Genomic DNA, 25,597 nt, shown 5'->3' on the forward strand with positions numbered 1-25,597 from the left:
ATTTTGACGACTGCGTTAAAAGATATCGGCAATCGACTTCGGATATTACGAAAAAAACAATTTCCTGACGATACACAAAAGTCATTTGCACTCAGAATCGGCATCAACAGAAATACACTCTCGACAATAGAAAATGGCCAAGGTAATGTAGGCATCTCGCACTACATAAAAATCGCTCAATTACTCGGTTGCGAACATCATTTTGAACAATTATTTAAGCTATCCCATGAAAAAAAATCGTTGTTTGACGACGATGAGATAGCAAAATGAGCCGTCATATCTATACCGTATTTGACCAGCATTGTTGCGGCAAACAGAGGGCTATCGGTGAATTAGCTTTTGAACAAACGGATACCCGGGGAGTCACTCAAGCACAATTTCGCTACCTGGCAGATTACTTAAAGCAGACTCAAGCAAGATCCATTGATCCAGTCAATCTGCCGTTAAATAATGAGGTCTTTAATTTCACCCAACTCCCCGGTGCACTCAATGATGTATTACCCGACCGCTGGGGACGTGAGGTAGCCTTAAAACTCAACAACATTACCCGCAACAATATATCCGGCTTGATCGACTGGGTTTCTGAACATCACATTGGCTCATTATCTTTTGCCAAACGAGGTCAACAGCCGGCTAAACGTGCCATTGGCCCTTCGATGAACGCACTCACGCGACTTGATACGGAATCCAATAAATTTGAAGAAACCGCTACCCCGTTAATTGCAGACGAATGGGCGATCACACTTGCCAGTGGTGCATCTGTAGGCGGTGCTCGACGTAAAACGCTGGTTTCCGAAGGACAAAATGGCTACCTGGTAAAGTTCTCTCAAAAAACAGACCGTATTAATTTACCCCGAGTGGAACACGCTACAATGACGTTAGCTGAAAAAGCAGGAATACCGGTCGCCGATACACAAATCAAACAGGTAAACAACAAGGATGCGCTCGTCGTTACTCGTTTTGATATAGTGAAGGGGTTACCCTGCAAACAAATATTATCTTTTGATACCTTATTAAATGGTCAGGCATCTCACTATGGTGAACTTGCACAGATCATTATTAAACAGGTTTCAACATCGCGCCTGGAGGCCTGCCTGAAACAACTCTTCCAGCAAATGTGTTTTAACATCTGCATTAATAACACCGATGATCACTTAAAGAATTTCTCTTTGCTACGCAATGAAAAAGGCTGGCACATATCACCTGCCTATGATCTCGTGCCTTCCACATCAGTAGGCGAATATCATCAACTGGGTTTTGATAACTCTGCTACACCGCCGAAAGGAAAGGCCTTGATTCAATATGCGGAACGTTATTTTCATCTCAACGGAAAAAAATCGCGACAAATAATAGATGCCTGTGAAAAAGAAATTGCTGAATGGCAACAGCATTTTTCTGATACGGGTGTCACAGAAAAAGACATTAACTATCTTGAAAATGTCATTACAGCAAGATTATGAATAAAATGTCCGACATACAAAATTCATTCAGAGGGCTATATGCCATCACCCCTACGAGTATCAATAATACCGAAAGGCTCCTATATCAAGTGGAACAAGCAATACTAGGTGGTGCTGCACTCATTCAATACCGTAACAAGGATAATAATCCACGACACAAAGAAAAAGAAGCGCGTGCCTTGTTAGATCTGTGCCATCAACATCATCGCCTATTAATCATTAATGATGATGTGGCACTAGCCCGCACCATTAATGCTGATGGTGTTCATATTGGCAGTGATGACATGGGCATCATACAAGCCCGACAACAACTCGGTGACCATGCCATCATCGGGGTCTCCTGTTATAACAATCTGGAATTAGCACTACAGGTCGCCGATCAGGGTGCTAGTTATGTTGCCTTTGGCCGCTTCTTCCCATCAAGATCAAAGCCGGATGCCACACTTGCCGACATAGAGACCCTGCGTCAGGCGAGGCAACAAATTGATCTACCCATTATAGCGATTGGTGGTATTACTGCGGATAATGGGAAGACCCTGATTGATGCTGGTGCAGATATGCTGGCAGTGATACAGGGCATCTTTGGGAAACAGGATATTCGTATCGCTGCCGAGGAAATAAACAGACTGTTTTAAAAATAATACGCCAGATCAAGTTGCAGATAATCATCCCGTTTCAGGCTATTTAACAGACCCGTTTTATTCACACCCCTGAAACCACGCAGCTCCAGCTCCAGTCGCCAGGCATCACCCAGCCGACGACTTGCCTCAAGACTGATAAAGGATTCACCGCTATCTACATCGACAATCACACCCAGTAATGCCTCGGTCGACTGCTCATCATTCAACACCAGGCGCAGACCTGTCATGACATCATTCTGAAAAAAAGAGGTCGCCTGTTGACCACGACTATCATAGAGATACTCCAGCACTACCCCCAGATCAGCATCACTCTCCTGTATACCGATAAAGCTGTATTCGAAACCAGCGGTAAGCGCAACAAAGTTTTTTGCCCGCCAGTTCCGGCTAATCAGCTCCAGCTTCCACAACCAGTCTTCACTGGTCGATTGTATATCCAACCCGCTTTGTCGCATCTGTAAATAGGTTGGCACCAACACCGCCTGACCATTCTTAAAACCGGGGCTAAATACCGGCTCACGACTGGTGCCGTTAAATTGTGATAAACCAATCTCCCAATCACCCAGCATATAAAACCAGCGCATAGCCAGATCAATATTCTGGTCTTTTTTACTCGACTCATAACGCACCTGATCAACATCTACCAATGGAGAAAAACGGGGTCGACCCTTGATACCGGAAAAGCTGCGTTCACGAAAACCAGGCAGCACAAAGAAATCCCATACTCCCCAATCCGATTCAACACTCGCCTGAATCATCGGCTGACCCAGCTTATCCTCGCCATCCAGATTTTCTACAAAGTCTGTTTGATTAATCACATCCACCAGGTGCTGTGATTCGGTTACCCCCCAATAAACCTTGCTGATACCCGCCTTTAATTCCCAACCATCGTAGACCTTCAACCAGGAGAGCTCTCGAATATCGTTGTGATTGCGTTGCGCATCCACATCACCTATGCGACTGAATATCTCAAACGTCAGACTTTGATCGCCATTATCCCACTCATGGTAAAACTCAGGCTGAATCGCCAGCGAAAAATTGTTCTGTGACTGTTGGGGGTTTTGCGCTAAAGGCGTACGCAGAAAACTACGCCACTGCATACTCACATCACCCGACCATTCCGCCGCCAGGGCTTGTGTCTGATACAGCATAAAAAACAGACAAACAATATATATTCTCACCACCATTCCCATTCCATTAACTCAAGAGGCATGAGGTGCTCTTCTCTAACAGAGACCGTCAGCCGCATGGACGCGGCTGTCGAGCCTACATGGATGTATTCACGGCGTGTCTTTGCTAAAAGAGGAGCAACCCCTGTCTCGATAGTTGGTGCGCAATGCGCACCCTACCGCGCCCGTTTTAAACTATTGCGACTAAAATTTTTCTCACTCAAACCGGTGTTAAATTGATAATCCTGAAAAGAAAGATCGGTCGACTTCCCTGTTTGATGGTTTATCATCTGCATGATATCAGCACGCCAGTATTGATTAAGATATTGTTTGTAATCCTTGTACTCAAGGGTCTTTAACAAGGCGTTTTTACGATCATAAAAGACAATTTTCTCAGGACGGTATTCCTGCTTATTGATCCACGCGACCTGGCGCGTATAACCGGAATTTTTATAAGTTGGATAACGCTCGATAACAAAACAGCCAACACCATTACAGTCTTCATCCCTGATATATTTATAGGTGTATTTATCCACCTCCTGGGAGGATATATCCTCATAGGAAAACTCGCTGCCCATAAACGGTCCGGATTTATTCTTTGAACTAATTCGTTTAACTCGCTTTAGAGCCGGCAGGTAAAGCCATTGATCATCCGGTCTTATGGTATGCGTATAGGTTAAAAATGCCGTACCCTTCACATCCCTTGGTTTATCAAAGATCGACAGGCTCTTGTCTCCATCACCAGTCACCTCCAGTGTCTTTGTACGCAACTCCCGCACACTACTTCTTCCCTGTTTATTTTTAAGCACCATCTTCAGTTTAACGGTGGAATCCTTAAAACCGGTATCACGCTTATCAATCTCAACGGCAATCGCCAGACCTTTTTCTTCTGCCGTTTCAGCAACCACATTCAGGCTTCCGCCTAATAATGAAACGGCCAAAAAGATATTAAAGATTATTTTTTTCAAGCTTATTCCTCTCTATTAATGTTGGTGCGCAGTGCACACCCTACCATTGGTAGCGCGGTGCGCGCCCTACCGATTATCATCACCATCAATCTTCATTAATAATGGCGGCAACATAAAAAAGTCCAGCATCAAGGCAATTGCAATAATAATACTGGTCATCAAGCCCATGCCTGCATTCAACTCAAAGGCTGATTGTGAAAGAATCATAAAACCAGCAATCAAGGCCGCTGAGGTTACCCACAATGCCACACCCACATTTTTGAAGGCATAACGCACCGCATCATGGCTGGATAGATTATTCTCTCTACGCGCACGAATATACTTACTGATAAAATGCACCGTATCATCTACCACAATACCCAGGGTCATCGCGGTGACCACCGATAATGCCAGACCAATCTCACCCACTAGAATTCCCCACAGACCAAAGGCGGCAGCAGCAGGAAAGAGATTAGGAATCAAACTAATCAGACCATACTTGAACGAACGTAGAGCCACCACCAATACTAATGAGATTAATACCAAAGCAATCGTTGTTCCGATGAGCATGCTTTCTATATTTCTCAATCCAATATGCGCAAACATAAGCGCAGGACTTGCACCCTCTGTATGTAAACCCTGTGTGTTTTTCATCAACCACTGACCAGCCCGTTCTTCCAGTGCTAATATCTGATTCGATGAAATCGTCTTTAATGTGACATTAATGCGTGTTGCCTGTTTAGCCACATCAATCTGATTATTAAGATCCAGGCCATAGGGCAGCGACATCTCGTAGAGCAATAAATACTGCGCCGCCAACTCGCGACTATCAGGCAGACGATACCATGCCGGATCATCGCCATGCATACTCTTGTTAAGCCGTTTAAAGGTATCCGTAATACTGCTGACATGAATCACTTCTGGTTGTTGACGATACCAGTGACTAAAGGCTTCAACTTGTTGCAAAAAGCCAGGATCACTAACGGCATTTTCTTCACCACTATCGAGTGAATAGGCAATGGTATAAGTTCCAGTCAGATGGCTGGTGGTGAAATCCGTGTCACGGCGAAACTCAACAGAGTCATCAAAATAATTCACGAAGATATCGTTAAGTTCATTCTTCGGAATAAAGCTAATCAAAATAACCACTGCCAAACTCAGAGACAACAATAAACCTTTGCGTCGCCGAACCACAAACTCGCCCAGATCAGCCATCATATGGGTACCTGTTACTCGATATTTCGCCTTGTTCGGTAATATAAGCATCGCGGCAGGCAGAAAGGTGACGGTCAGAAAAAAGGCACCGATAACGCCAAAGGTTGAGATATTACCTAAATCCGCAAAGGGTGGGGCATCACTGGAATTTAAGCTTAAAAAGCCCAGTGCTGTCGTCAGGCTAGTAAGCAGGATAGGCATGAAATTAACCCGCATACTCTCAACAATAGCATCATGCTTATTCGCTCCCTTATGAATCTCCTGCAACATCGTCACCAGCAAGTGCACCGCTCCGGCGATGGCAATGGTCAGGATGATAATCGGTGCAGAGGCTGACGGCGGAGTCAATTTAATACCAAGCCAACCGGCGGTACCCATACCCACTATGATAGAAAACAGTACCAGAACAAGTGTTGTCAAGGTACTACTAATCCCGCGCAACAAGATAAACAACACAATAGCAATCGCCAGAAATGCCATCGGGATCAGCGTTACACCATCCCGCTTACTCGCCTCCGGGAAGGCATTATTCATCATCACCATACCTGCCAAGCGAATATCCATCTGCGGATATTTTTGTTTCATATCAGACAGCATCTGGCGCACAAAGACAACCACCTGCGGATTCTCCAACATCTGATTCACACCGGGTAACTGGATAATCACATTGACACCCGTGTGTGCGGCATCTGGCGAGATCAGTTTATTGATTAGCATAGGCTCATTAAGCGCAACAACCTTAACCGCCTGCAGATCCTCCAGCGTTAGACTTCCCGGCTCCTCCACCAGATCACCCACAATAAGATCATCCTCCTCAGCATAGGTATGCTGAAAATTCGTTACTGAATCCACGCGAATCGAAAATGGGATCTGCCACGCCTGTTCGGTTATATCCTGTATTGCAAGCAAGGTGTCCGGGGTAAAGACTTTGCCATCTTGAGGCGACACCACAAACAGCACATTGTCATTCTTGGTGTAGGTATCCTGCAGGTTTTCAAAGGCTGTGAGCTGCGGGTTTTCCTTACTGAAAAACACGCGGTAATCATTAGTAAATTCAAGATCTGCGGCACCCTTACCAATGAGCATAACCGCTAATATTGAGACAATGACCACTAGATAACGCCATCTCAAAATCCATTCTGTATACCTGACTAACATGATCACCTCAATTGAATTTACCGAGTAACAGTATACCCCGAATGTTTCAGGAAGGGGGACAGACTTCAGTCTGCCCCCGGTATGGCAACTTGTCATTCCCACACAGGCGGGAATCCATTATATTACAGGCATTAGATCCCCGCCTACGCGGGGATGACAGCAGCCTGATACTGATTTTTTTCTCATAAACATTGATAATCCCGAAAACTGATCTACACTATAAAGCAGAATAAGCGATTTATACGAATTGAGGAGACAAACCAAACACCCCGAATCCTGACATAACGGGCATACCGGTTCAGGTGATGAATCAAATTGGTAGTGCAGTAGACAACAACGTCTAAGTCTGCCAGGATTCGGAGGTGCCCAATATTTAAGGCACCAATACCACAAAAAAGCCCCGCTAAATAGCGGGGCTTTTTTGTGGTATTGGGGGACTGAGGGACAGGCCTAAGGTCTGTCCCTCAGTGTCTCCTAACAATTATTCGCCTTTTCCTGCCTGCTCCTCTGCCGCCATCTCTCTCCGACGCGCGACCCGTGAATCTTCTGCATCGGTCTTCATTACCAAAAAGTCCTCGCCATACAATAACTGGGTAATAAACTTCATGGAAAAACCAAGGAATGCTACGTCATCATCGCCATTAATCACCTCTAAGTGCTCATCGGTTAGTTCGTAAACCTGTGAAAACCCTTCACTCTTGATGAACTCACGGAAAGTATCAATATTATAACTGGCCATAAAAAATATCTGCAAACTGCGCTTGGAAGGCTTACCAATCGAGGGGCCTGATGATTTTTTCTTCAGAATCAACTGACGCCAGGCTCGACCATGCTTATCATAGTCCTCAACACCTTGCTCCTTACGGTAGTCCTTAATCGTAATCTCTCGATCTTCATCATGCCCCTTACAGTGATCCTCAACGACCACAGCATAAGAGACATTATCTACATACTCATCCTGTTTGCGCTGAGACACCAGACCAATAGGATAATAACGACAGGAGGTCGGACGATCTTCATAAACACTACAGCCCTCATCCTGCACAAACAAACAAACCGGTGCTTCATCCTCAGTACGAAATTTAACCCCGGGCAGACCATCGGCATCCATTTCATAAGGCACGGTATAGGCAGCAAGGAATTCTGCCGAGGTCATACCCAGACGATTCTTGAGCCGCACAATATCGTACGGTGTCAGGGTAATATCAATCGCCTTGCAACAGGCATTCCAGCAGGAGATCCCCGGCTTGCACTCAAACTTGATCGTATAATCCTCATCATACTGAATCGGCATCACCGGACTGGCCGGGATCGGGGAATCTTTTATATGTGCTTCTTCTTTCATACTAAACCTCAGGAGTTATACCATTGTGGGGTTACGCGATAAAATCGCTAACCCAACCTACAGCGGAGCATTTTAACACATTTCAGGCTGGGGACAGACCCGGTTTTTGGGTCTGTCCCCTTAAAGCACGAAAAAAGACAACTCCCATAAAAAAATCCGAACCCCTTGCGGAGTCCGGATTTTTTATTGACCACTGTCTAAGTAAGACTTACTTAAACAGTTTAGACTTATCAACCAAATCTACGTGAGCACGGCGGAAACATGTCCATTTGCCGGTTTCTTTGTTGTAGATTGAGTTAACAAACACATGCCAGTTTTCTTCGTCAACAAAGTTCTTGTCGGTACGATAGTAGAAACCTGGGTAACGAGATTCCTGACGGAACTCGATGTGCTTCAGATGAGCTTCAGCAGTCAGGATGCGGTGATAATTTTCCCATGCACGAAGTAATTCGTGAAGGTCCTTAGCACGCATCTTTTCAGCATCTTCCTTCAGCATGTCTAACTTCTCACCAGCAATGCGCATCATCTCTGCATTGGTCTGGTAGTAAGTTGCAACACCGGCTACATACTCATCCATGATCTTCTGTAAACGGAACTGAAGCATCTTAGGTGTAATGTAGTTAGGGTTAACATCAATCGCTGTTGAGTAATCCTTGAATTCAAGGTAGGTCTTAACAGGCTGATAAACCATAGCAACCAGGTCTTCAACTGAAGTGTCCAGCTCAGGTTTAAAGTCAGCATTATCAAGACAATACTTAACCATAGACTTGGCAGCCATACGGCCTTCCGCATGTGAACCTGAAGAGAACTTATGACCCGAGGCACCCACACCATCACCGGCTGTAAACAGACCGCTAACAGTGGTCATACCACGGTAGCCCCAGTTCCAGCCTGAAGGAAGATGATCAGGAACACCGGCTTCGGTCTCTGTTGTTGGCGCGCCAACATCAGTAGGACCTGAAGTCCAGATACCACAACAACCGGAATGTGAACCTAACAGGTAGGGTTCGGTAGGCATTAACTCAGATTTTTTCTTCTCTGGCTCAATGTTCTCACCCACCCAGATACCACACTGGCCGATACACATATCAAGGAAATCTTCCCATGCTTCTGCTTCCAGATGCTTAACTTCACGAGGAGACAGGGTCTCACGCAGGTTAGCAAGAGCCGTCACAGTGTCCATCCAGATAGGACCACGACCTTCCTTCATTTCCTTCAGCATCAAGTGATTACGCAGACATGAAGCAGGAACAGCAGCCTGTCCATAAGGAGGGTAGTCATTCAACATCTCCTTGTTACGAACCATGTAGACTTCGCCGGTTGCATTCGTTGCCTGAGACTTGAATAACAGGAACCATGCGCCAACAGGACCATAACCGTCCTTGAAGCGAGTAGGAACAAAACGATTTTCCATCAATGTCAGCTCGGCACCTGCCTCAGCAGCCATTGAATAGGTAGAACCGGCATTCCATACTGGATACCATGCACGACCTGAACCCTCACCAACAGAGCGAGGACGGAAGATGTTTACACAACCACCAGCAGCCAGCAGACATGCCTTGAACTTGTAAACAACAACCTTATTGGAACGAGTCGAGAAACCAACAGCACCCGCGATGCGGCTAGGATCATTCTTGTCGTTGATCAGGCGAACAATGAAGATACGCTCTTCGATGTTGTCGATGCCCAGTGCCTTCTTGGCAGCTTCAGCAACAATCCACTTGTAAGACTCACCATTGATCATGATCTGCCACTTACCGGAACGTACAGGCTTGCCGCCGTCCTTCAGTGAAGCCATACCCTTGGAACCGTCATAACGTTCGCCGTTTTCGTCAGTCTTCCAAATAGGCAGACCCCATTCTTCGAACAGATGCACAGATTCATCAACATGACGACCTAAATCGTATGCCAGATCATCACGGGTAATGCCCATTAGATCGTTAGAAACCATACGTGCGTAGTCTGCAGGATCCTGCTCGCTACCAATGTAGGTGTTAATTGCTGACAGACCCTGCGCCACAGCACCGGAACGGTCCATAGCAGCTTTGTCAACCAGCTTGATTTTAAGTCCAGTACCTTCTGACCAGCGCACAATTTCATATGCAGCACCACAACAGGCCATACCACCACCGATGAGTAGGATGTCAACTTCTTCTTCGACTACCTCAGGATTACCAAATTCTCCTGCCATTTTTCTATACCTCTAAATAAAGTTAAATCTGTGATTAAAGTTTGATCAGCTCGCTGCGATCACCTTCACGGTACCCATTCTGCTCATTGTGATTGAAGAAACCATTCTCTTCGATCTTGGACATATCAGCGTCTGGCTTACCACCGAATGGGTCAATAGAACCCTCAGGTGTTGTACGGATTGGGAACTTGAAGCGTTTCAGAACGCCATTACGGAACTTGATAGTCCACATAATAGAATCAGAACCACGCAGAGGCTGCACAGATCCACCTAGTGGAACGATATCAGCATAGTGACGACATTCGATTGCCTGTTGAGGACAAATCTTCACGCAGGAATAACATTCCCAGCACTGTTCAGGTTCCTGGTTAAAAGCCTTCATTGCATGACCGGTTTCAGAACCGTCCATATCAAGCTTCATCAGATCGTGTGGGCAAATGTACATGCAAGCAGTCTTATCTTGACCCTTACAGCCATCGCACTTATCGGTACGTACAAAAGTAGGCATGGTTTATTCTCCGTTATTTACTTACTGCAGTTTTACAATCCGCTATCAGCACCATGCTATGGACTAATAACGGGTCTCTAGAGTCGTTATCGGGCGTTATGCCCGGACATCTTGTTCTTTCATTTTCATCAAACTGTTCGAGAACAACCCGATTTAAATTCTTTGGTGCGTGGTACGCACCCTACCAGTATTCACCTGCCGGGTAGGGTGCGCACTGCGCACCAAAATCAACCATAAATGCACAGCACCCAATACCAAGCGGGTGTATACCATAAAGTTTTCGGGGGCAAAAACCAAGTCATTTTATCTTTCGCGTCCATAAAGAAACTTTATCAGGACAATAAAAAAAATGTAGTGTCGCTATCTACATGAAAAATAACAATTATTAATATCCTACTATATTAGTATATTATTATACTTTATACTTCCCACAATATTGCTGATATGCAAAACAGCTCAATTCCGGTCATAATACCCCACGATTCATTGTTCTGTAAGCAAAGGTTCCCCAGCGTATGCCAATACATGACCCCTTATCAACCCCTGCGGATAAAGACAGCCGCATTGAGGTGAAAAACACCACCTGTTATATGTGTGCCTGTCGTTGCGGTATCCGCGTCACACTGCGGGATGGTGAGGTTCGCTATATACAAGGTAATCCTGATCACCCGCTAAACAAGGGTATCATCTGCGCCAAGGGTGCCTCCGGCATCATGAAACAATATTCCCCGGCGCGTCTGACCCAACCACTGTTACGTCGCCCCGGTTCGGATCGTGGCAACAATGAATTCGATCCTATCAGTTGGGATCAGGCCTTTAGCATCCTTGAGGAACGACTGGCAAAGATTCGTAAAACTGATCCGAAAAAATTCGGCCTGTTTACTGGTCGCGATCAGATGCAGGCACTGACTGGCCTGTTTGCGCGTCAATATGGTACGCCTAACTATGCTGCCCACGGTGGCTTCTGTTCGGTCAATATGGCGGCCGGTATGATCTACACCATTGGTGGCTCCTTCTGGGAGTTCGGTGGCCCTGATCTGGAGCGTGCCAAACTCTTTATTATGATCGGCACCGCCGAAGATCATCATTCTAATCCAATGAAAGCGGCACTGGCCCAGTTCAAACGTCAGGGTGGTAAATTCATCTCGATTAATCCGGTGCGTACTGGCTACTCGGCTATTGCCGATGAATGGGTGCCGATCAAACCCGGTACCGATGGTGCCTTGCTGCTGGCACTGACCCACGAGATCATCCAGCAGGGTCTGTATGACAGAGACTTCCTGGTGGAATACACCAACTCGGCACAACTGGTAAACACCGACAGTAACAGCACCGAAGACGGCATGTTCGTCCGTTTTGAAGTGCCACCGGAAGAGGGTTGCTTTGATCCACAGAACAAGCTGTGGTGGGACAGGGATCTTAACAAACCGATCTCTACCCACACCGCCGGTGTTGATCCCTACCTATTAGGTGACTTCAAGCTCGATGATGGTACCCCGGTCAAACCCGCCTTCCAGTTACTGGTGGATCGGGTCAAGGATTACACCCCGGAGTGGGCCGCCGAGATCACCGGCATCCCGGTTGAGACGATTAAACGTCTTGCCTACGAAATGGGCGTGACGGCGCGTGACCAGAAAATTGAACTGCCGATCCCGTGGACGGATACCTGGGGCAATGAACATGAATCAGTAACCGGTAACCCGGTCGCCTTCCACGCCATGCGAGGTCTGGCAGCGCATTCGAATGGCTTTCAGAGTATTCGTTCACTGTCGATCCTGATGACCTTGCTCGGCACCATTGACCGCCCCGGTGGTTTCCGGCACAAGGCACCCTTTCCACGCCCGATCCCGCCCTGCGCCAAGACTCCGACCGGGCCTGAGGCGGTACAACCCAATACACCACTGGCTGGAATGCCACTGGGCTGGCCGGGCGATCCCGATGATCTATTTGTCGATGATCAGGGTAAACCGGTGCGTATCGACAAGGCGTTCTCCTGGGAATACCCGCTCTCCGTACACGGACTAATGCACAACGTCATCACCAATGCCTGGCGTGGCGATCCCTACCACCTCGATACCCTGATGATCTTCATGGCGAATATGGCATGGAACTCATCCATGAACACGGTTGAGGTACGCAAGATGCTCAATGACCGGGATGAAAATGGAGAATTTAAGATCCCATTTATCGCCGTCTGTGATGCTTTCCAGTCCGAGATGGTCTCCTATGCTGATCTGGTACTGCCCGACACCACCTATCTGGAACGCCATGACGTGATGTCGATGCTGGATCGTCCAATCTCTGAATTTGATGGCCCGGTTGATTCGGTGCGTATCCCGGTAGTGCCACCGAAGGGTGAATGCAAACCGTTCCAGGAGGTACTGATCGAACTGGGTAGTCGCCTAAAACTGCCCGCCTTTGTCGATAGCAAGGGTGCGCGCAAATACCGTGACTACCCGGACTTTATTATCAACCATGAGACTGAGCCCGGTTCCGGCATCGGCTTCCTCGCCGGCTGGCGTGGCAAGGGTGGCGAAAAGTTTATGAAGGGTGAACCGAACCCCAACCAGTGGAAGATGTATGAGAAGAATAACTGCGTGTTCCGCTATGAGCTACCCAAGTCCTACCAATATATGCGTAACTGGAATCAGGGCTATCTGGAGTGGGCACAGCGTCATCGCCTAACACGTTATGCCGAACCGATCCTGATCCACCTGTATTCCGAGGTGTTACAGAAGTTCCGTCTCGCCGCCCAGGGCAAGAGTGATGGCAAACAGCCGCCCGATCACCTGCGCAAACGGGTCGAGACCAACTTTGATCCGCTACCGTTTTATCATGAGACTCTGGAGTCACAAGCGACGGATAACAACAAGTATCCGTTGAATGCGATCACCCAGCGTCCGATGGCGATGTATCACTCCTGGGATTCGCAGAATGCCTGGTTGCGTCAGATTCATGCCTATAATTTCCTGCATGTGAACCCGCTACTCGGCCATCAGAATGACTTTGAAGATGGCGACTGGATATGGATCGAGTCACAATGGGGCAAGGTGCGTTGCCAGTGTCGTTTCTCCGAGGCGGTTGAACCGGGTACGGTGTGGACATGGAATGCCATCGGCAAGGCATCCGGCGCGTGGAATCTGGATGAAGCTGCCAATGAATCCAGGCAAGGTTTCCTGCTCAATCATTTAATAAGTGAGGAACTACCGCCCAATAGTGATGGTGAACACCTGTCCAATTCAGACCCGATTACTGGTCAGGCGGGCTGGTATGACGTTAAGGTCAGGGTCTACAAGGCGGGGGCAGATGAACCGAAATGCACCTCACCCACATTTGATACCGTCGCCCCGGCACCGGGTACCGGTGAACGCAAGTCATGGCTCGCCTACTTTGCTGGCAAAAGGAAATAATTCATCATGACTCAACTCGCTTTAGTAATTGATCTGAACGTCTGTGTTGGCTGCCATGCCTGTGTCACCAGTTGCAAGGAATGGAACACCTCGGGCCCCGCCGGGAGTATGTGTGATGAAAACCCCTATGGTGAGAATCCCACTGGCACTTTCTTTAACCGTGTGCAGACCTTTGAGATCGGTACCTTCCCCAAGACTGAAACGGTACACTTCCCCAAGAGTTGCCTGCATTGTGAAGATCCACCTTGTGTGCCGGTATGTCCGACCGGTGCCAGTTATAAACGTGAAGAAGATGGTATTGTGCTGGTCGATTATGATAAATGTATTGGCTGTAAATACTGCTCATGGGCATGCCCTTATGGTGCCCGCGAGCTGGATGAAAAACAGCGCGTAATGAAAAAGTGTACGCTCTGTGTCGACCGTATCTACGATGAATCCCTGCCAGTGACCGAGCGCAAACCCGCCTGTGTCCTCGCCTGCCCCACCAGTGCGCGTCTGTTTGGTGATGTGCATAACCCGGACTCCAATGTATCGGTTGCCATCCGTGATAACGCTGGCTATACCCTCATGCCTGAGTGGGGTACACGGCCATCCAATCACTATCTACCTCGACGTAAATCGAAGATTGAGATCCATCCGGATGAGTTGGTTCGTGTCGATAACCCACTCAAGAAAGAACGTCAGCAGGATATGCCGAACCTTGAAGATCCTTCACTCGATGATGTAACCAGTTGGTAAACCCGGAGTAAATCATGCATCCCGCATTCTCAGTTATTTTTTTAACCACCCTGATTGGCGCTGGCCAGGGGCTGTTTCTTGCCTTGTATACCGGCCAGGTCTACGCCGTTGCCGAGGTATTAAGCGCACAATCCAACCCGCAGACCTTTTATGGTATCGGTAGCTTGCTGGCACTGGTGTTGCTGGTTGCCGGACTGGCCGCCTCATTCTTCCATCTGGGTCATCCCGAACGTGCCTGGCGTAGTGCTGCACGCTGGCGCACCTCCTGGTTATCACGCGAGGTGCTGGTACTCCCCGCCTTCATAGGCATGGTCGCCATTTATGGTTTGATCCACTACTTGGGGATGGATGTTGAGGTCTTCCGCATTAGCGACAAGGTGAGTATATCCCTGAGCCTGGTCGCCGGTGCGATTACCGCTGTATTGGGATTCGCCCTGTTTCTATGCACCAGCATGATCTATGCCTGCATGAAGTTCCTGCAAGAGTGGCATACGCCGCTAACCGTGGTCAATTACACCCTGTTAGGTAGCACCTCCGGTTTCACTCTGGCGGCCGCCTTTGCCGCCTGGGGTGCCAATGAATTCACCCAGTTCTATATTGGCTGGGCGATCCTATTCAGCGTGCTCAGCTTTATCACCAAGATAGCGAGCATGATCCGCAACCAGCGCATACAGAGCATCTCCTCACTACAGACCGCCATCGGTATCCGTCACCCCAATATCGTGCAAAAGGCGCAGGGTGCAATGGGCGGTTCATTTAATACCCGCGAGTTCTCCCACGGCAAGAGTGATGGTTTTATCAAGGGCATGCAATGGATCTTCATGGTATTCACCTTCCTCATCCCCGTCACTTTATTGCTAGCGTGTATGAGTAATCCATCCGTTGGTCTGCTTGCCGCTGCCTTTGTTATTCAATACCTCGGCTTGATTGCCGAACGCTGGTTGTTCTTTGCTCAATCCAGCCATCCACAGAATTTGTATTACCAAACCGTGTAGTGTTTGGTTTGTTGGGTTACGACCAAGCCTAACTTGACATTATAATACGCTAGCATTTGAGTTATAGAGATATAAATTTGTCGCAGTGTGTTTTTTTACTATAATGGACGGATGAGTAACAATGATTTCAGCACCTATCTAAAAAAGAAAATTCTCATTGTGGTCTCTGTTGGTTTACTTCTGTCATGCCTAGGTGTTACAGCAATCGGTATATGGCCTCTATACAATCAACTTAAAACACAACAATATGATCGCCTTTTTTTTGCGGTTAAAACAAGAACCATGTTGATTGAGCAATTTCTGGAAAAGGCACGAGAAACCGCAAAACAGATCACCAGTCGTTCTAAAGCCCGTGAGGCTCTGGAAAAATATAACGCTCACAATATTAATCTCTTAGACTACCAAAAATTCTCTGCGCCCATCTTACGTGATGCTATAAATTTGTCTGCATTTGCTGTTGGGATAACGCGACTAGATATCTATGGAAAACCGGCACTTCAGATAGGTGTGCCAATCCCGGTAAGTTTTCTACAAATTTCTAATGCCATAGATACTGAACCAGCATTTAGTGGCCCGATAACGATTGGAAATGAAATGTTTATTGTGGTGAGTGCGCCAATTATAAACAGAGATAAAAAACACGTGGGCACGGATGTCGTACTTTTTACCGTTTCAACATTGCGGGATATTGTCCAGAATTACACTGGATTAGGTGCCACAGGAGAAACTGTTCTGGGACGATATACACCTGATGAAAAAGCGGAATTGTTTTTTAAGTTGCGTTTCGAAAAACAATCAAAAATAAAATCACTTCAGCTTCAAAATTTAGCCGTTGCGCAGCAGGCTAGAAATAATATTAGTGAGTTTGCTGAAAAACGCACTGTAGAGTTACTCAATAATACAGATGAGTTAGCAGCTTATGGCTTTATTAAAAGCGTTGACTGGATCATCATTGTTAGAATGACGAAAGAGGAACTTTTCGCAACCGTTACCCGGAAAGTATTAACTAATGTTCTAATTATTATTTTACTGGTTATCCCTCTGTTCTTAATCGGACTTGTTCTTCTACTCCGTCCCCTTTCCGATCGAATACTGATTCATGTTGAGACCTTGCAGCGAGAAATAAGCGCTAAAGAAAATGCCACACGGAAACTGGAACTGGCAGAAAAAAATCTACAGGATGAAAAAGAACAATTAAGTGTCACATTAAGTTCGATTGGAGATGGTGTTATTGCTACTGATCTTGACGCTCGTATTGTACTAATTAATAAGGTCGCCGAGCATTTAACGGGCTGGAGTAAGCAGCAGGCGATTGGTCAGCCATTAGATAAAGTATTCAATATTGTTAATGGGAAAACTGATGATCCATGTGACAATCTTGTTTACAAAGTTGTTGCTTCAGAAAAGACTATCGAACTGGATGATGATGCAGTTCTAATTAACAAGGGGGGAGTTAAATACCGGGTTGCTGATAGCTGTGCACCAATAAGAAATGAAACGGGGGATCTTTTGGGTGTTATCATTGTGTTTCGCGACATGACTGAACAATACAAGACCGAAGAAGCTTTACGCCGCTCACAGAAGATGGATGCCATCGGTCAAATTTCCGGTGGCATCGCCCATGATTTCAATAATCAGCTTGCAGTCATCATCGGTTACCTGGACTTTTTGCACGAATCTACAGCCAATGATAAAAAGTTGCACGAGTGGGTAGAAACTGCTCGCCGGGCCACAATGCGGTGTATAGACTTAACTCGGCAATTGTTGGCTTTTACCCGCAATCACAGCAAGGAAAAAAAGCGGGTGAATCTCAATACCATTTTCAAGGAACTGGAAACCATGATTGCACGATCAATCACTCCAGCAATTGAGATAGAGTATCGTTTATCTGACACCTTATGGCTAACTGAAATAGATCCCGGTGATTTTCAGGATGTTATTTTGAATCTGGTTATCAATGCTCGTGATGCAATGCCAGATGGCGGTAAGCTGCTTATTGAAACTACAAATAAAATGCTGGATGCAAATGCTACTGCGCTTAATCCAGATGTTCGGCCCGGTGACTTCGTGCAATTAATGTTGAGCGACACCGGGGTCGGCATGGATAAGGCCATACAGGAACATATTTTTGAGCCTTTTTATACCACTAAACCGAAGGGCAAAGGAACCGGGCTGGGAATGTCGATGGTCTACGGTTTTGTGAAACGCTCTAGTGGATTCATCAATGTTTATTCAGAAAAAAATGTTGGCACTACGCTGCGACTGTATTTTCCTCATGCTGTTGCAACTGAAGACGATGTTGTTAAAAAACATATAACGGAGGAAGAACCACCGTTAGGAAGTGAAACTATATTGATAGTTGATGATGAAGTTGATTTATTGCATCTGGCGGATCAATATTTAACAGACCTAGGGTATCGCACTTATCTGGCAGAAAATGCCAGTCAGGCACTGGCGATACTGGCTAAAGAAAAGGGCATTGATTTACTGTTTAGCGATGTGGTGATGCCTGGGTCCATGAATGGTTATGAACTGGCACAACAAGCGACGGAGCAGAAGATGGATCTAAAAGTATTGCTGACCTCTGGTTTTACCTCAAAAACAATTTTCCAGACTGGACAACAGCAATTTTCCATGCGGCTGCTAGACAAACCCTACCGCAAGATAGATTTGGCTAAGCGTATTCGGCAGACGCTTGATGGCAAAAAGCTTTCATAGTCTCAACCTGTTAATAAATTACCTCGACACAGTGCAAGCCGAATTTATATTATAACCGCGTTATGAATGGACGTTGCCGTATGGGTTTATACGTCCTATACACTCCACAAAAAAACCGACAAACCCATGCCCCTGTTATGGTCTCAACTGTTGTTTCAACAACCTGTAACGGGCGGCATATTCTTGCGTACCCGCTTGAGCAATCACACTATCCAGCTGTTTAAGGTAATCCACTGCACTAATCCTGTCATCCAGCTTGAGTGAGACTTCGGTCAGATTAATCAGAGCCTCGGCCTGCCCCTGACGATATTGTTGCTGCTGATAGATAGCCAGGCTCTTACCAAACATCCAGCTGGCACCTTTGTAGTTCCCCTCACGATAGGACTGAACACCTATACGCATATACTTACTCGCCATCTCAATACGACTGGAGAAAAACCCTGTGCTGGATTCAGCATTATTGGATGGTATCGGTGCCTGTGAGCTACAGGCTGTGACAGATAGCATTAGCAATAAAATCTGGCAATGACGCAAGACGCTATTCATCAGCTGTTCCCTTGATCAAGGTCTGAGTCGATGGCTTTTTAACCACGCCGTCCAATGGCCAGGAGGTCTCAATCGCGGTTAATACACGTTCAAACTGTTCCATCAATAAATTAACTCGCAATAACATATCGGGATAATTGGTCATCTGCGCGCCCACATCATCAAGTTGATGATGGAGTGTGCCGACTGTCTGCTGCATACCACCAATCATGCCGCGTATATCCTTTATTACTGGCTCACCCTGCTCTGCCAACACAGCAGAAAAACGGGTTAATGGTTTAAGTTCCAACATGCGTTGCTCACCCTCTGTCAGCACCCGTTCCATAGAACTCATCATGGCGGATAGACGCAAACGAAACGCCTCAACCGAGGCTTCATCATCAATCACAATTAAAGCAGTTAAACGCTCTAAGCGAGACATTGCCTTGGCGGTATCCTCTACAATACCCGACAAACCTTGTAAACCCTCGGGACGAATAATGCTATTCAATGAGACCAGGGTTTTTTGTAGCTCCATCAATGCAGGCACTGCAGTTGCAATCATATCCTCCAGTACTGCCTGATTTTTCACCGGTATCGTACTGCCACCGATAATCATTCCACTCACTGCACTGCCGGGCACAATCTCAATGGAGGCATTACCCAATACCGATAAACGTCGCAGGGCCGCACTGGCATCACGATAGATCCAACGCTGATAACGCTCAAAGACCTGCATCACCACCTTGATCTGATTATTCTCTGTCGGTTCAATCGAGCCAATATTCCCCACCTCAATACCGGACATCATAACCTTACCTTCCTGGGTCACGCCCTGTGCATTCTGCACATAAAACACCAGATCAAAACGCGGCTCAAATAAATCCCGCATACCACTACTAAAGAACAACAGCGCCAGCAGAACACCGGCACCAATCACAATAAAGAAACCAACCACGCGTTCCTTCTGGGTATAACTCAAACGATGAATATAATGAATCGTCGGATCGGGCGTTCTATCAGTCATCTACTCTACCATCTCATGTCTATGCCCCTGCCCCGCGGTACCTTGTATTACATCCGGGTGCAAGAAGGCTTGTATTTCCTGATCTGAATCATTCTCTAACTCGGACCAGGACTTGTAGTAACGCATCCCTTGCGGATGCGAAAAGATTATATTATCGGCATGCATACGAATAAATGGAATATTATGCGTCACTACCACCAGGGTCAAACCATCCTTACGCACCAGATCCACCAGGTTGGCAAGAAAAACTTGTCGACACGGGGTATCCAGTGGCTCTGCCGGTTCATCAATCATTAATACCTCTGGCTCCAGGATCAATGCACGCGCCAGTGCTAACACCCTGTTTTGTGGCTCCGAGGCATGACCTGGTAACAAAGCCAGATCTTCAACCGAGCCTAATCTTTCGATCAGTGCGCGTGCCTTCGCCTCGACCTCTTCATCATTGCCCATGCCATGATAAAGCGCGGGTAACATCACATTTCTCAAACCATTCATTACCGATAGCAGGGGGGCGGACTCAGTAATAAAACCGACCTTCTTACGCAGCTCCCACCAGACCTTTTCACCCGCATGCCAGACATCCTTACCGAGTAAATGCAGCTCACCATCATAGGGTTTATCCACTGCACCTAGTGCTCTAAGATAAGTGGTCTTGCCACAATTATAAGGCCCCATCAGACAGGTAATGGTATGGCTATCAATCACACAATCCAGTGGCCGGGGCTCCCACAGTTGATTAGCACTACGATCAGGGACCAAGCCCTTGGCCTCAATGACGATGCGCTGATTCTTCATCGTGTTGCCGCCACAATCAAACCATCCAGAATAAAGATCATCACCAGGGCATTAATCATTGCACTTTGCGTTTGCTGCGGTAACTCAGTAGGTGAATGCCGCACACGAAAACCATGAAAACAGGCGGTTGAACCAATAATCAAACCAAACATCAGATTCTTCAGGATAAAAATGGCAATCAATGGCCCCTCAAAGGTACTCAACAAGGGTTCCATATAGCCGAAATATCGATTGGAGATAAAGAAACCACTAAACAGGATACCACCGAGCACGGCAATGCCGGAAAAATAAACCGCTAACATCAGTTGTGATACTGCAACGGCAATCAAACGCGGCGTAACAAAAAAGGTACTGGCATGAATCCCCAGTAATTCCAGTGACTCAATCTCCTTGCGTAGCTGCATCCCACCCAGATCCACCGTAATGGCTGAACCCACACGTCCGATCAATACAATCGCCGTCAACAGCACACTGAACTCATTCACCATCACGGTAACCAACGCCCGACTCACATCAGCCGCCGAACTGACATCACCGAGCAGCACAATAATCTCTGAGGTGACACCCATGGCAACCACTGCGCCTAACAGCGTAATCGCGGGTAGCGTATCGATACCGGTAAAGATAAACTGATTTAACAAAGAGCCGGAAAAGGCATATTTTGCTGGCGCACCAATGCTACTCCAACCACGAACAGCACGCAGAATAAAGGCACTCAAATAAACGAAATATAATGCCCGATCTATTGCCCAGCGACCCAGGCTATCGATACTATGCACTCAGGCCTCCCAGGATACCCATAGCGTGAGCCCCCCCAGCCCGTGTTTTTATAACCTACAATGTAATGAAGTGGTTATTGTTTTGCAATGAAAATCGTTTCTGGTGCGCAATGCGCGCCATTACCCTCCCCGAAACCAACAACCTCGTTCATTTGGTAGGGTGCGTACCACGCACCATCCTCTTTTGGTGCGCAATGCGCACCCTACCTCACTCCTGCCAAGGGACCTGCTGCTAATTATTATGATAAAATCACTCACTACTTGATATGAATCATCATTCCTCAGTACGCATTACTTTAGATTAGCATCTAATATGAATATAGCATCGACACTCATTGACCCCTTTAATCGTTCCATCGATTATGTGCGCCTGTCGGTTACTGACCGTTGTGATTTACGTTGTTTTTATTGCATGCCTGAAGGCTTTGACGACTATGAAGAACCCGAACATTGGCTCAACTTTGATGAGATCGAGCGTGTCATCGCGGCCTTTGGTCGACTCGGTGTCTCCAGGGTACGCATTACCGGGGGTGAACCGCTAGTACGTAAGAATATCCCGCAACTGGCACAACGCCTCACCCGATTAAAAGGGATTGATGACCTGTCACTCAGCACCAATGCGACACGTCTGGCGAAACATGCTGAAGACTTGTATCAATCGGGTATCTCCCGCATCAATGTCAGTCTCGATACCCTGAAACCCGAGCGTTTTAAACAAATCACCAAGGGTAATCTGGATAAGGTAGTGCGCGGTCTAATGGCGGCCAAAGTAACGGGCATCTCACCCATCAAGATCAATATGGTCATTATGCGCGGCATTAATGATGATGAGGTCGAAGACATGGTGGAATTCTGTCTGCAACACGGCTTCACCCTGCGCTTCATTGAGACCATGCCGATGGGCGATACCGGCAGGGATATTGCCAATAAATACTTTATTGATTTGCAAACCATTCGGCAACGACTGGAACAACGCTACAAATTAATACCCGGTGTGATGCCCGGTGGTGGCCCGGCACGCTATGTGCAGATCGCCAATACCGATCTGCATATTGGCTTCATTACCCCGATGTCGCAACACTTTTGTGAGACCTGTAACCGTGTACGCCTGTCCGCAGACGGCACGCTATACCTGTGCCTGGGGCAGGAGCACAAATTTGAGCTGCGCCCCCTGTTACGCGCGGGGATCAGCGATGCTGAATTGGAACAGGCGATTCGTAGCGCTATTGCACAGAAACCGGAACGCCATGAGTTTAATGACAAGCCCGAACAGGTGGTTCGGTTTATGTCGATGACGGGTGGGTGAGCCGAAACCGAATGTTCAGTGAACATTCGCAGTTCGGCGAACGACTGCACACGATGTGCAGGCTGGGGCCTAGGTAAAATCACAATAAAATCACAATACCTCGCCAGGGATGGCGAAATACCCCCTCAGGCAGATGCACGTTCCGAAACCGAATGTTCAGTGAACATTCGCAGTTCGGCGAACGACTGCACACGATGTGCAGGCTGGGGCCTAGGTAAAATCACAATTCGCCAGGGATGGCGAAATACCCCCTCAGGCAGATGCACGTTCCGAAGCCGAATATCCAGCACCCAAAAACCCCGAACCCAACCTCCTGCGGTGCGTAATACGCACCCTACTTGCTGGTCAGTGTCGTCACTCCATCCCAATCATCAGGTGGTGGGGTCTCCAGATAGTGACGACAACGCGTAATATATTCTTCACAGGTCTTGTCATTCGGATGTTGCTCAAGACTCTCTTCCAGTAATGCCTTTGCGGTAGAAAAATCATGCCCCTGAAAAGCTGTTATCGCCTCTTGCCAGCGTATCAGATAGGCTTCATTATCCCGCTCGCCCTTGCGACAACAGAGTTCATAAATACGAATAGGCACCTTCTTGCCTTTAACCCGTACCAGATCCAGGAAACGGAAATCAAAATGTTCCTGCACCTGTTCGTAGCTCGCTTCGCTGACGACAATATCCACGCCATACATCTTGCTCAGGCCTTCTAACCGTGATGCCAGATTCACGTTATCACCTAACGCGGTATAGGCAAAACGAAAACTGGAACCCAGATTACCCACCACCACCTCGCCGGTATGCACACCCACACCGATCTTGATGGGAAACAGATGCGCCAGTTCCGGGCAACAATCGACCACATGATCCAGTGCCTCAATCATTATTATTGCAGTATTACAGGCATCCAGCGGATGATTTTCAGTGGGGTATGGTGCGCCAAACAATGCCATCACTGCATCACCAATATACTTATCCAGGGTACCATTATTATCCAGCACCGCTGCTGTCATGGGGTCCATATAACAATTCAGAAAACGCGCTAATTGCTGCGGCGTAAGATTCTCCGAAAGATTGGTAAAACTACGGATATCTGAAAACAACAGGGTGATATTTTTATTCTCACCACCAAACTGCAATAACTCGGGATTCCTGGTCAACTGGTCCACCAAACCTGGATGCAAATAAGACTTAAAGGCAGAACGCACCGTTGAATAACTACGTTCAACGGCTACAGTAAAATAGAGCGTTAACATTAAATAGGACAAGAACCACGCCATCACAGGATAGATTAAAATAATCCACAATTGCTGATGTGCAAATAAATAATAATTAAGAACAACATAGGCGAGTAGCAGGGCAAGCGAGAATATAAAACGACCCAACATAGTGTTAAGGCGTGGTAACACTATGACCAATACCATGACCAGAATAAACATGGTGACCAGATCCAGTAGAATATCAATGTTAGTGCGTTGCAAAGGACGGCCATGTTGCATAATCGCCAAGGTCTCAGCCGATATCCCTGATTGATCATCCAACGACAGATTACTAATCATGTCAGCAAGAATATTGTCAGCAACATTGGCCTGTATCTCCAGCCCTGGAAAAGTCGGCCCAAAGGGTGTGCTATGCGCGTCATAGACCCCAATTGCCGTCACCCCTAACAACACCAGCTTGCCCTCCAGGGCACCCGCAGGTGCTTTTCCATGCAAGACATCCACTGCGGAATAGGTGGGGATCGTTCCTCTAGGGCCACGATAATTAATGACCATGCTGCCACCCTCGTCCACCTTAACCTTATTGCCACCCACCGAGAGATGGGTCAAACCATACTCTTCGGCATAGACCACTAAAGGAGCATCGCCAAAATAATGCACAATGCCTTTTAATGCCAATGATGGATAGAACTGATCGTGATAACGCATCACCAACGGTGCCTTACGGATCACACCATCGGCACCCGGAGGGAAATTAAAATAACCAGCACCCAGACCCACACCGGCAATCAAGGGAATATTAGTTTCCACTCCATAGGCATCACGCGCTGGAAAATCTTCCACCCGCGCACGGATTGCAGTCACCGCTGAACTAGCTAACAACAAGCTCTCTTCATCGATGGGTATCGGAGTCAGGTTCTCGATCTGTTTCTCGCTGGTATAAAAAAATTGCCCGTTGACGACGTTACCAAACTCCATAATGGTACCCGCCAAAACTTCATCTGCCGAGCGCATATCCACACCTTGCAATAACTGTTCATACAGATTGACATCCCGTGCCTTTCTCGCCTCAATCTGCTCCATGATCAAATTACGTTCGGGTTCGGAAAAAACAATGTCCAGCGCAATCACAGCAGCCCCCTGCTGATTCATCGCCCTGATCATGTCAGCAATAACGGTACGCGACCACGGCCAGCGCCCCACTGTCTCCAGACTAACATCATCCACTGCCACAATAACAACTTGGTTAGTGACTGCAATCGGGCCACGCATACGGAAACGCGCATCCAGCAGACGACCTTCGATATCGGTCAAGGATTGGGAATCAGAGAAATAGGCAGCCAGACAGATAACAAAAATAATAAAGCCTATCAGATAACTGGTTAGCTGAATCTTGCGTGGACTGGGTGGTGGTTTTAAGTGTGCATCCATTGATTTATTGGTGCGTGGTATGCACC

At 47.1% G+C, this 25,597-nt stretch carries 19 protein-coding genes; 8 read left to right on the forward strand and 11 right to left on the reverse strand.

Annotated elements, in window-relative coordinates:
* The first annotated feature begins 3 nt into the window (after positions 1-3).
* From GXP22_05030 to GXP22_05040, 3 genes are read left to right on the forward strand one after another with little or no spacing between them, the layout of a single operon-like run.
* Positions 4-270, forward strand: a complete 267-nt coding sequence (locus GXP22_05030; protein NOX08843.1) for a helix-turn-helix transcriptional regulator — start codon at positions 4-6, stop codon at positions 268-270.
* Positions 267-1,460: a type II toxin-antitoxin system HipA family toxin gene (locus GXP22_05035; GenBank protein NOX08844.1), complete on the forward strand. Its 1,194-nt coding sequence runs from the start codon at positions 267-269 to the stop codon at positions 1,458-1,460. The genes GXP22_05030 and GXP22_05035 overlap by 4 nt, the downstream gene beginning before the upstream one ends.
* 5 nt (positions 1,461-1,465) lie before the next feature.
* Positions 1,466-2,095 carry a thiamine phosphate synthase gene (locus GXP22_05040; protein NOX08845.1) on the forward strand — a complete coding sequence of 210 codons (630 nt, stop codon included), beginning with the start codon at positions 1,466-1,468 and terminating at the stop codon, positions 2,093-2,095.
* Here the strand turns inward: GXP22_05040 and GXP22_05045 are convergent.
* The 6 genes from GXP22_05045 to aprB all read right to left on the reverse strand — a co-directional run bounded on the left by GXP22_05045 (position 2,092) and on the right by aprB (position 10,631).
* Positions 2,092-3,285 carry a hypothetical protein gene (locus GXP22_05045; GenBank protein NOX08846.1) on the reverse strand — a complete coding sequence of 398 codons (1,194 nt, stop codon included), beginning with the start codon at positions 3,283-3,285 and terminating at the stop codon, positions 2,092-2,094. The two genes, GXP22_05040 and GXP22_05045, sit on opposite strands and share 4 nt — an antisense overlap.
* Positions 3,286-3,443: 158 nt before the next feature.
* Complete coding sequence (locus tag GXP22_05050; protein ID NOX08847.1) at positions 3,444-4,235, reverse strand: outer membrane lipoprotein-sorting protein; 792 nt, start codon at positions 4,233-4,235, stop codon at positions 3,444-3,446.
* 66 nt (positions 4,236-4,301) lie between these two features.
* Entirely contained in the window at positions 4,302-6,587 is a 2,286-nt protein-coding gene (locus GXP22_05055; GenBank protein NOX08848.1) for an MMPL family transporter, read from the reverse strand.
* Positions 6,588-7,068: 481 nt separating this feature from the next.
* Positions 7,069-7,932, reverse strand: coding sequence for a YkgJ family cysteine cluster protein (locus GXP22_05060; protein ID NOX08849.1), 864 nt, complete (start codon positions 7,930-7,932; stop codon positions 7,069-7,071).
* A gap of 208 nt (positions 7,933-8,140) precedes the next feature.
* Positions 8,141-10,123: an adenylyl-sulfate reductase subunit alpha gene (locus tag GXP22_05065; protein NOX08850.1), complete on the reverse strand. Its 1,983-nt coding sequence runs from the start codon at positions 10,121-10,123 to the stop codon at positions 8,141-8,143.
* A gap of 34 nt (positions 10,124-10,157) precedes the next feature.
* Positions 10,158-10,631 (reverse strand): adenylyl-sulfate reductase subunit beta, encoded by a 474-nt coding sequence (aprB, locus tag GXP22_05070; protein NOX08851.1) that lies wholly within the window; start codon positions 10,629-10,631, stop codon positions 10,158-10,160.
* 515 nt (positions 10,632-11,146) lie between these two features.
* Here aprB and GXP22_05075 point away from each other — a divergent pair.
* The 4 genes from GXP22_05075 to GXP22_05090 all read left to right on the forward strand — a co-directional run bounded on the left by GXP22_05075 (position 11,147) and on the right by GXP22_05090 (position 18,492).
* Entirely contained in the window at positions 11,147-14,041 is a 2,895-nt protein-coding gene (locus GXP22_05075; protein NOX08852.1) for a molybdopterin-dependent oxidoreductase, read from the forward strand.
* A gap of 6 nt (positions 14,042-14,047) precedes the next feature.
* Positions 14,048-14,779 carry a 4Fe-4S dicluster domain-containing protein gene (locus tag GXP22_05080; GenBank protein ID NOX08853.1) on the forward strand — a complete coding sequence of 244 codons (732 nt, stop codon included), beginning with the start codon at positions 14,048-14,050 and terminating at the stop codon, positions 14,777-14,779.
* 14 nt (positions 14,780-14,793) lie between these two features.
* The gene (locus GXP22_05085) at positions 14,794-15,774 is read left to right on the forward strand and encodes a dimethyl sulfoxide reductase anchor subunit (GenBank protein NOX08854.1); all 981 of its coding nucleotides are present in this window, start codon (positions 14,794-14,796) and stop codon (positions 15,772-15,774) included.
* A 111-nt stretch (positions 15,775-15,885) separates the two neighbouring features.
* Positions 15,886-18,492, forward strand: a complete 2,607-nt coding sequence (locus GXP22_05090; GenBank protein NOX08855.1) for a response regulator — start codon at positions 15,886-15,888, stop codon at positions 18,490-18,492.
* 135 nt (positions 18,493-18,627) lie between these two features.
* On the opposite strand, the gene GXP22_05095 is transcribed toward GXP22_05090, so the two are convergent.
* The 4 genes from GXP22_05095 to GXP22_05110 are packed head-to-tail and all read right to left on the reverse strand — an operon-like array spanning position 18,628 to position 21,618.
* Entirely contained in the window at positions 18,628-19,038 is a 411-nt protein-coding gene (locus GXP22_05095; GenBank protein NOX08856.1) for a hypothetical protein, read from the reverse strand.
* Complete coding sequence (locus GXP22_05100; GenBank protein ID NOX08857.1) at positions 19,031-20,044, reverse strand: MCE family protein; 1,014 nt, start codon at positions 20,042-20,044, stop codon at positions 19,031-19,033. The genes GXP22_05095 and GXP22_05100 overlap by 8 nt, the downstream gene beginning before the upstream one ends.
* The gene (locus GXP22_05105) at positions 20,045-20,839 is read right to left on the reverse strand and encodes an ATP-binding cassette domain-containing protein (GenBank protein ID NOX08858.1); all 795 of its coding nucleotides are present in this window, start codon (positions 20,837-20,839) and stop codon (positions 20,045-20,047) included.
* The gene (locus tag GXP22_05110) at positions 20,836-21,618 is read right to left on the reverse strand and encodes an ABC transporter permease (GenBank protein ID NOX08859.1); all 783 of its coding nucleotides are present in this window, start codon (positions 21,616-21,618) and stop codon (positions 20,836-20,838) included. Before GXP22_05110 ends, GXP22_05105 begins: the two co-directional genes overlap by 4 nt.
* A 313-nt stretch (positions 21,619-21,931) precedes the next feature.
* Between GXP22_05110 and moaA the strand changes: the two genes are divergently transcribed.
* Positions 21,932-22,924: a GTP 3',8-cyclase MoaA gene (gene moaA / locus GXP22_05115; GenBank protein ID NOX08860.1), complete on the forward strand. Its 993-nt coding sequence runs from the start codon at positions 21,932-21,934 to the stop codon at positions 22,922-22,924.
* 334 nt (positions 22,925-23,258) lie between these two features.
* On the opposite strand, the gene GXP22_05120 is transcribed toward moaA, so the two are convergent.
* A complete protein-coding gene (locus GXP22_05120) occupies positions 23,259-25,571 on the reverse strand; it encodes an adenylate/guanylate cyclase domain-containing protein (GenBank protein NOX08861.1) in 2,313 nt (770 codons plus the stop codon).
* Positions 25,572-25,597: the final 26 nt, after the last annotated feature.

It is taken from the genome of Gammaproteobacteria bacterium, from assembly GCA_013151035.1.
In the GTDB taxonomy this organism is placed as follows: domain Bacteria; phylum Pseudomonadota; class Gammaproteobacteria; order JAADJB01; family JAADJB01; genus JAADJB01.

What these genes read in the sequence shown, in the direction of transcription:
- GXP22_05035 (NOX08844.1), top strand. Translation starts at nt 267, where the DNA reads ATGAGCCGTCATATCTATACCGTATTTGACCAGCATTGTTGCGGCAAA.
- GXP22_05040 (NOX08845.1), top strand. Translation starts at nt 1,466, where the DNA reads ATGTCCGACATACAAAATTCATTCAGAGGGCTATATGCCATCACCCCT.
- GXP22_05045 (NOX08846.1), bottom strand. Translation starts at nt 3,285, where the DNA reads ATGGTGGTGAGAATATATATTGTTTGTCTGTTTTTTATGCTGTATCAG.
- GXP22_05055 (NOX08848.1), bottom strand. Translation starts at nt 6,587, where the DNA reads ATGTTAGTCAGGTATACAGAATGGATTTTGAGATGGCGTTATCTAGTG.
- GXP22_05060 (NOX08849.1), bottom strand. Translation starts at nt 7,932, where the DNA reads ATGAAAGAAGAAGCACATATAAAAGATTCCCCGATCCCGGCCAGTCCG.
- GXP22_05065 (NOX08850.1), bottom strand. Translation starts at nt 10,123, where the DNA reads ATGGCAGGAGAATTTGGTAATCCTGAGGTAGTCGAAGAAGAAGTTGAC.
- aprB (NOX08851.1), bottom strand. Translation starts at nt 10,631, where the DNA reads ATGCCTACTTTTGTACGTACCGATAAGTGCGATGGCTGTAAGGGTCAA.
- GXP22_05075 (NOX08852.1), top strand. Translation starts at nt 11,147, where the DNA reads ATGCCAATACATGACCCCTTATCAACCCCTGCGGATAAAGACAGCCGC.
- GXP22_05080 (NOX08853.1), top strand. Translation starts at nt 14,048, where the DNA reads ATGACTCAACTCGCTTTAGTAATTGATCTGAACGTCTGTGTTGGCTGC.
- GXP22_05085 (NOX08854.1), top strand. Translation starts at nt 14,794, where the DNA reads ATGCATCCCGCATTCTCAGTTATTTTTTTAACCACCCTGATTGGCGCT.
- GXP22_05090 (NOX08855.1), top strand. Translation starts at nt 15,886, where the DNA reads ATGAGTAACAATGATTTCAGCACCTATCTAAAAAAGAAAATTCTCATT.
- GXP22_05095 (NOX08856.1), bottom strand. Translation starts at nt 19,038, where the DNA reads ATGAATAGCGTCTTGCGTCATTGCCAGATTTTATTGCTAATGCTATCT.
- GXP22_05100 (NOX08857.1), bottom strand. Translation starts at nt 20,044, where the DNA reads ATGACTGATAGAACGCCCGATCCGACGATTCATTATATTCATCGTTTG.
- GXP22_05105 (NOX08858.1), bottom strand. Translation starts at nt 20,839, where the DNA reads ATGAAGAATCAGCGCATCGTCATTGAGGCCAAGGGCTTGGTCCCTGAT.
- moaA (NOX08860.1), top strand. Translation starts at nt 21,932, where the DNA reads ATGAATATAGCATCGACACTCATTGACCCCTTTAATCGTTCCATCGAT.
- GXP22_05120 (NOX08861.1), bottom strand. Translation starts at nt 25,571, where the DNA reads ATGGATGCACACTTAAAACCACCACCCAGTCCACGCAAGATTCAGCTA.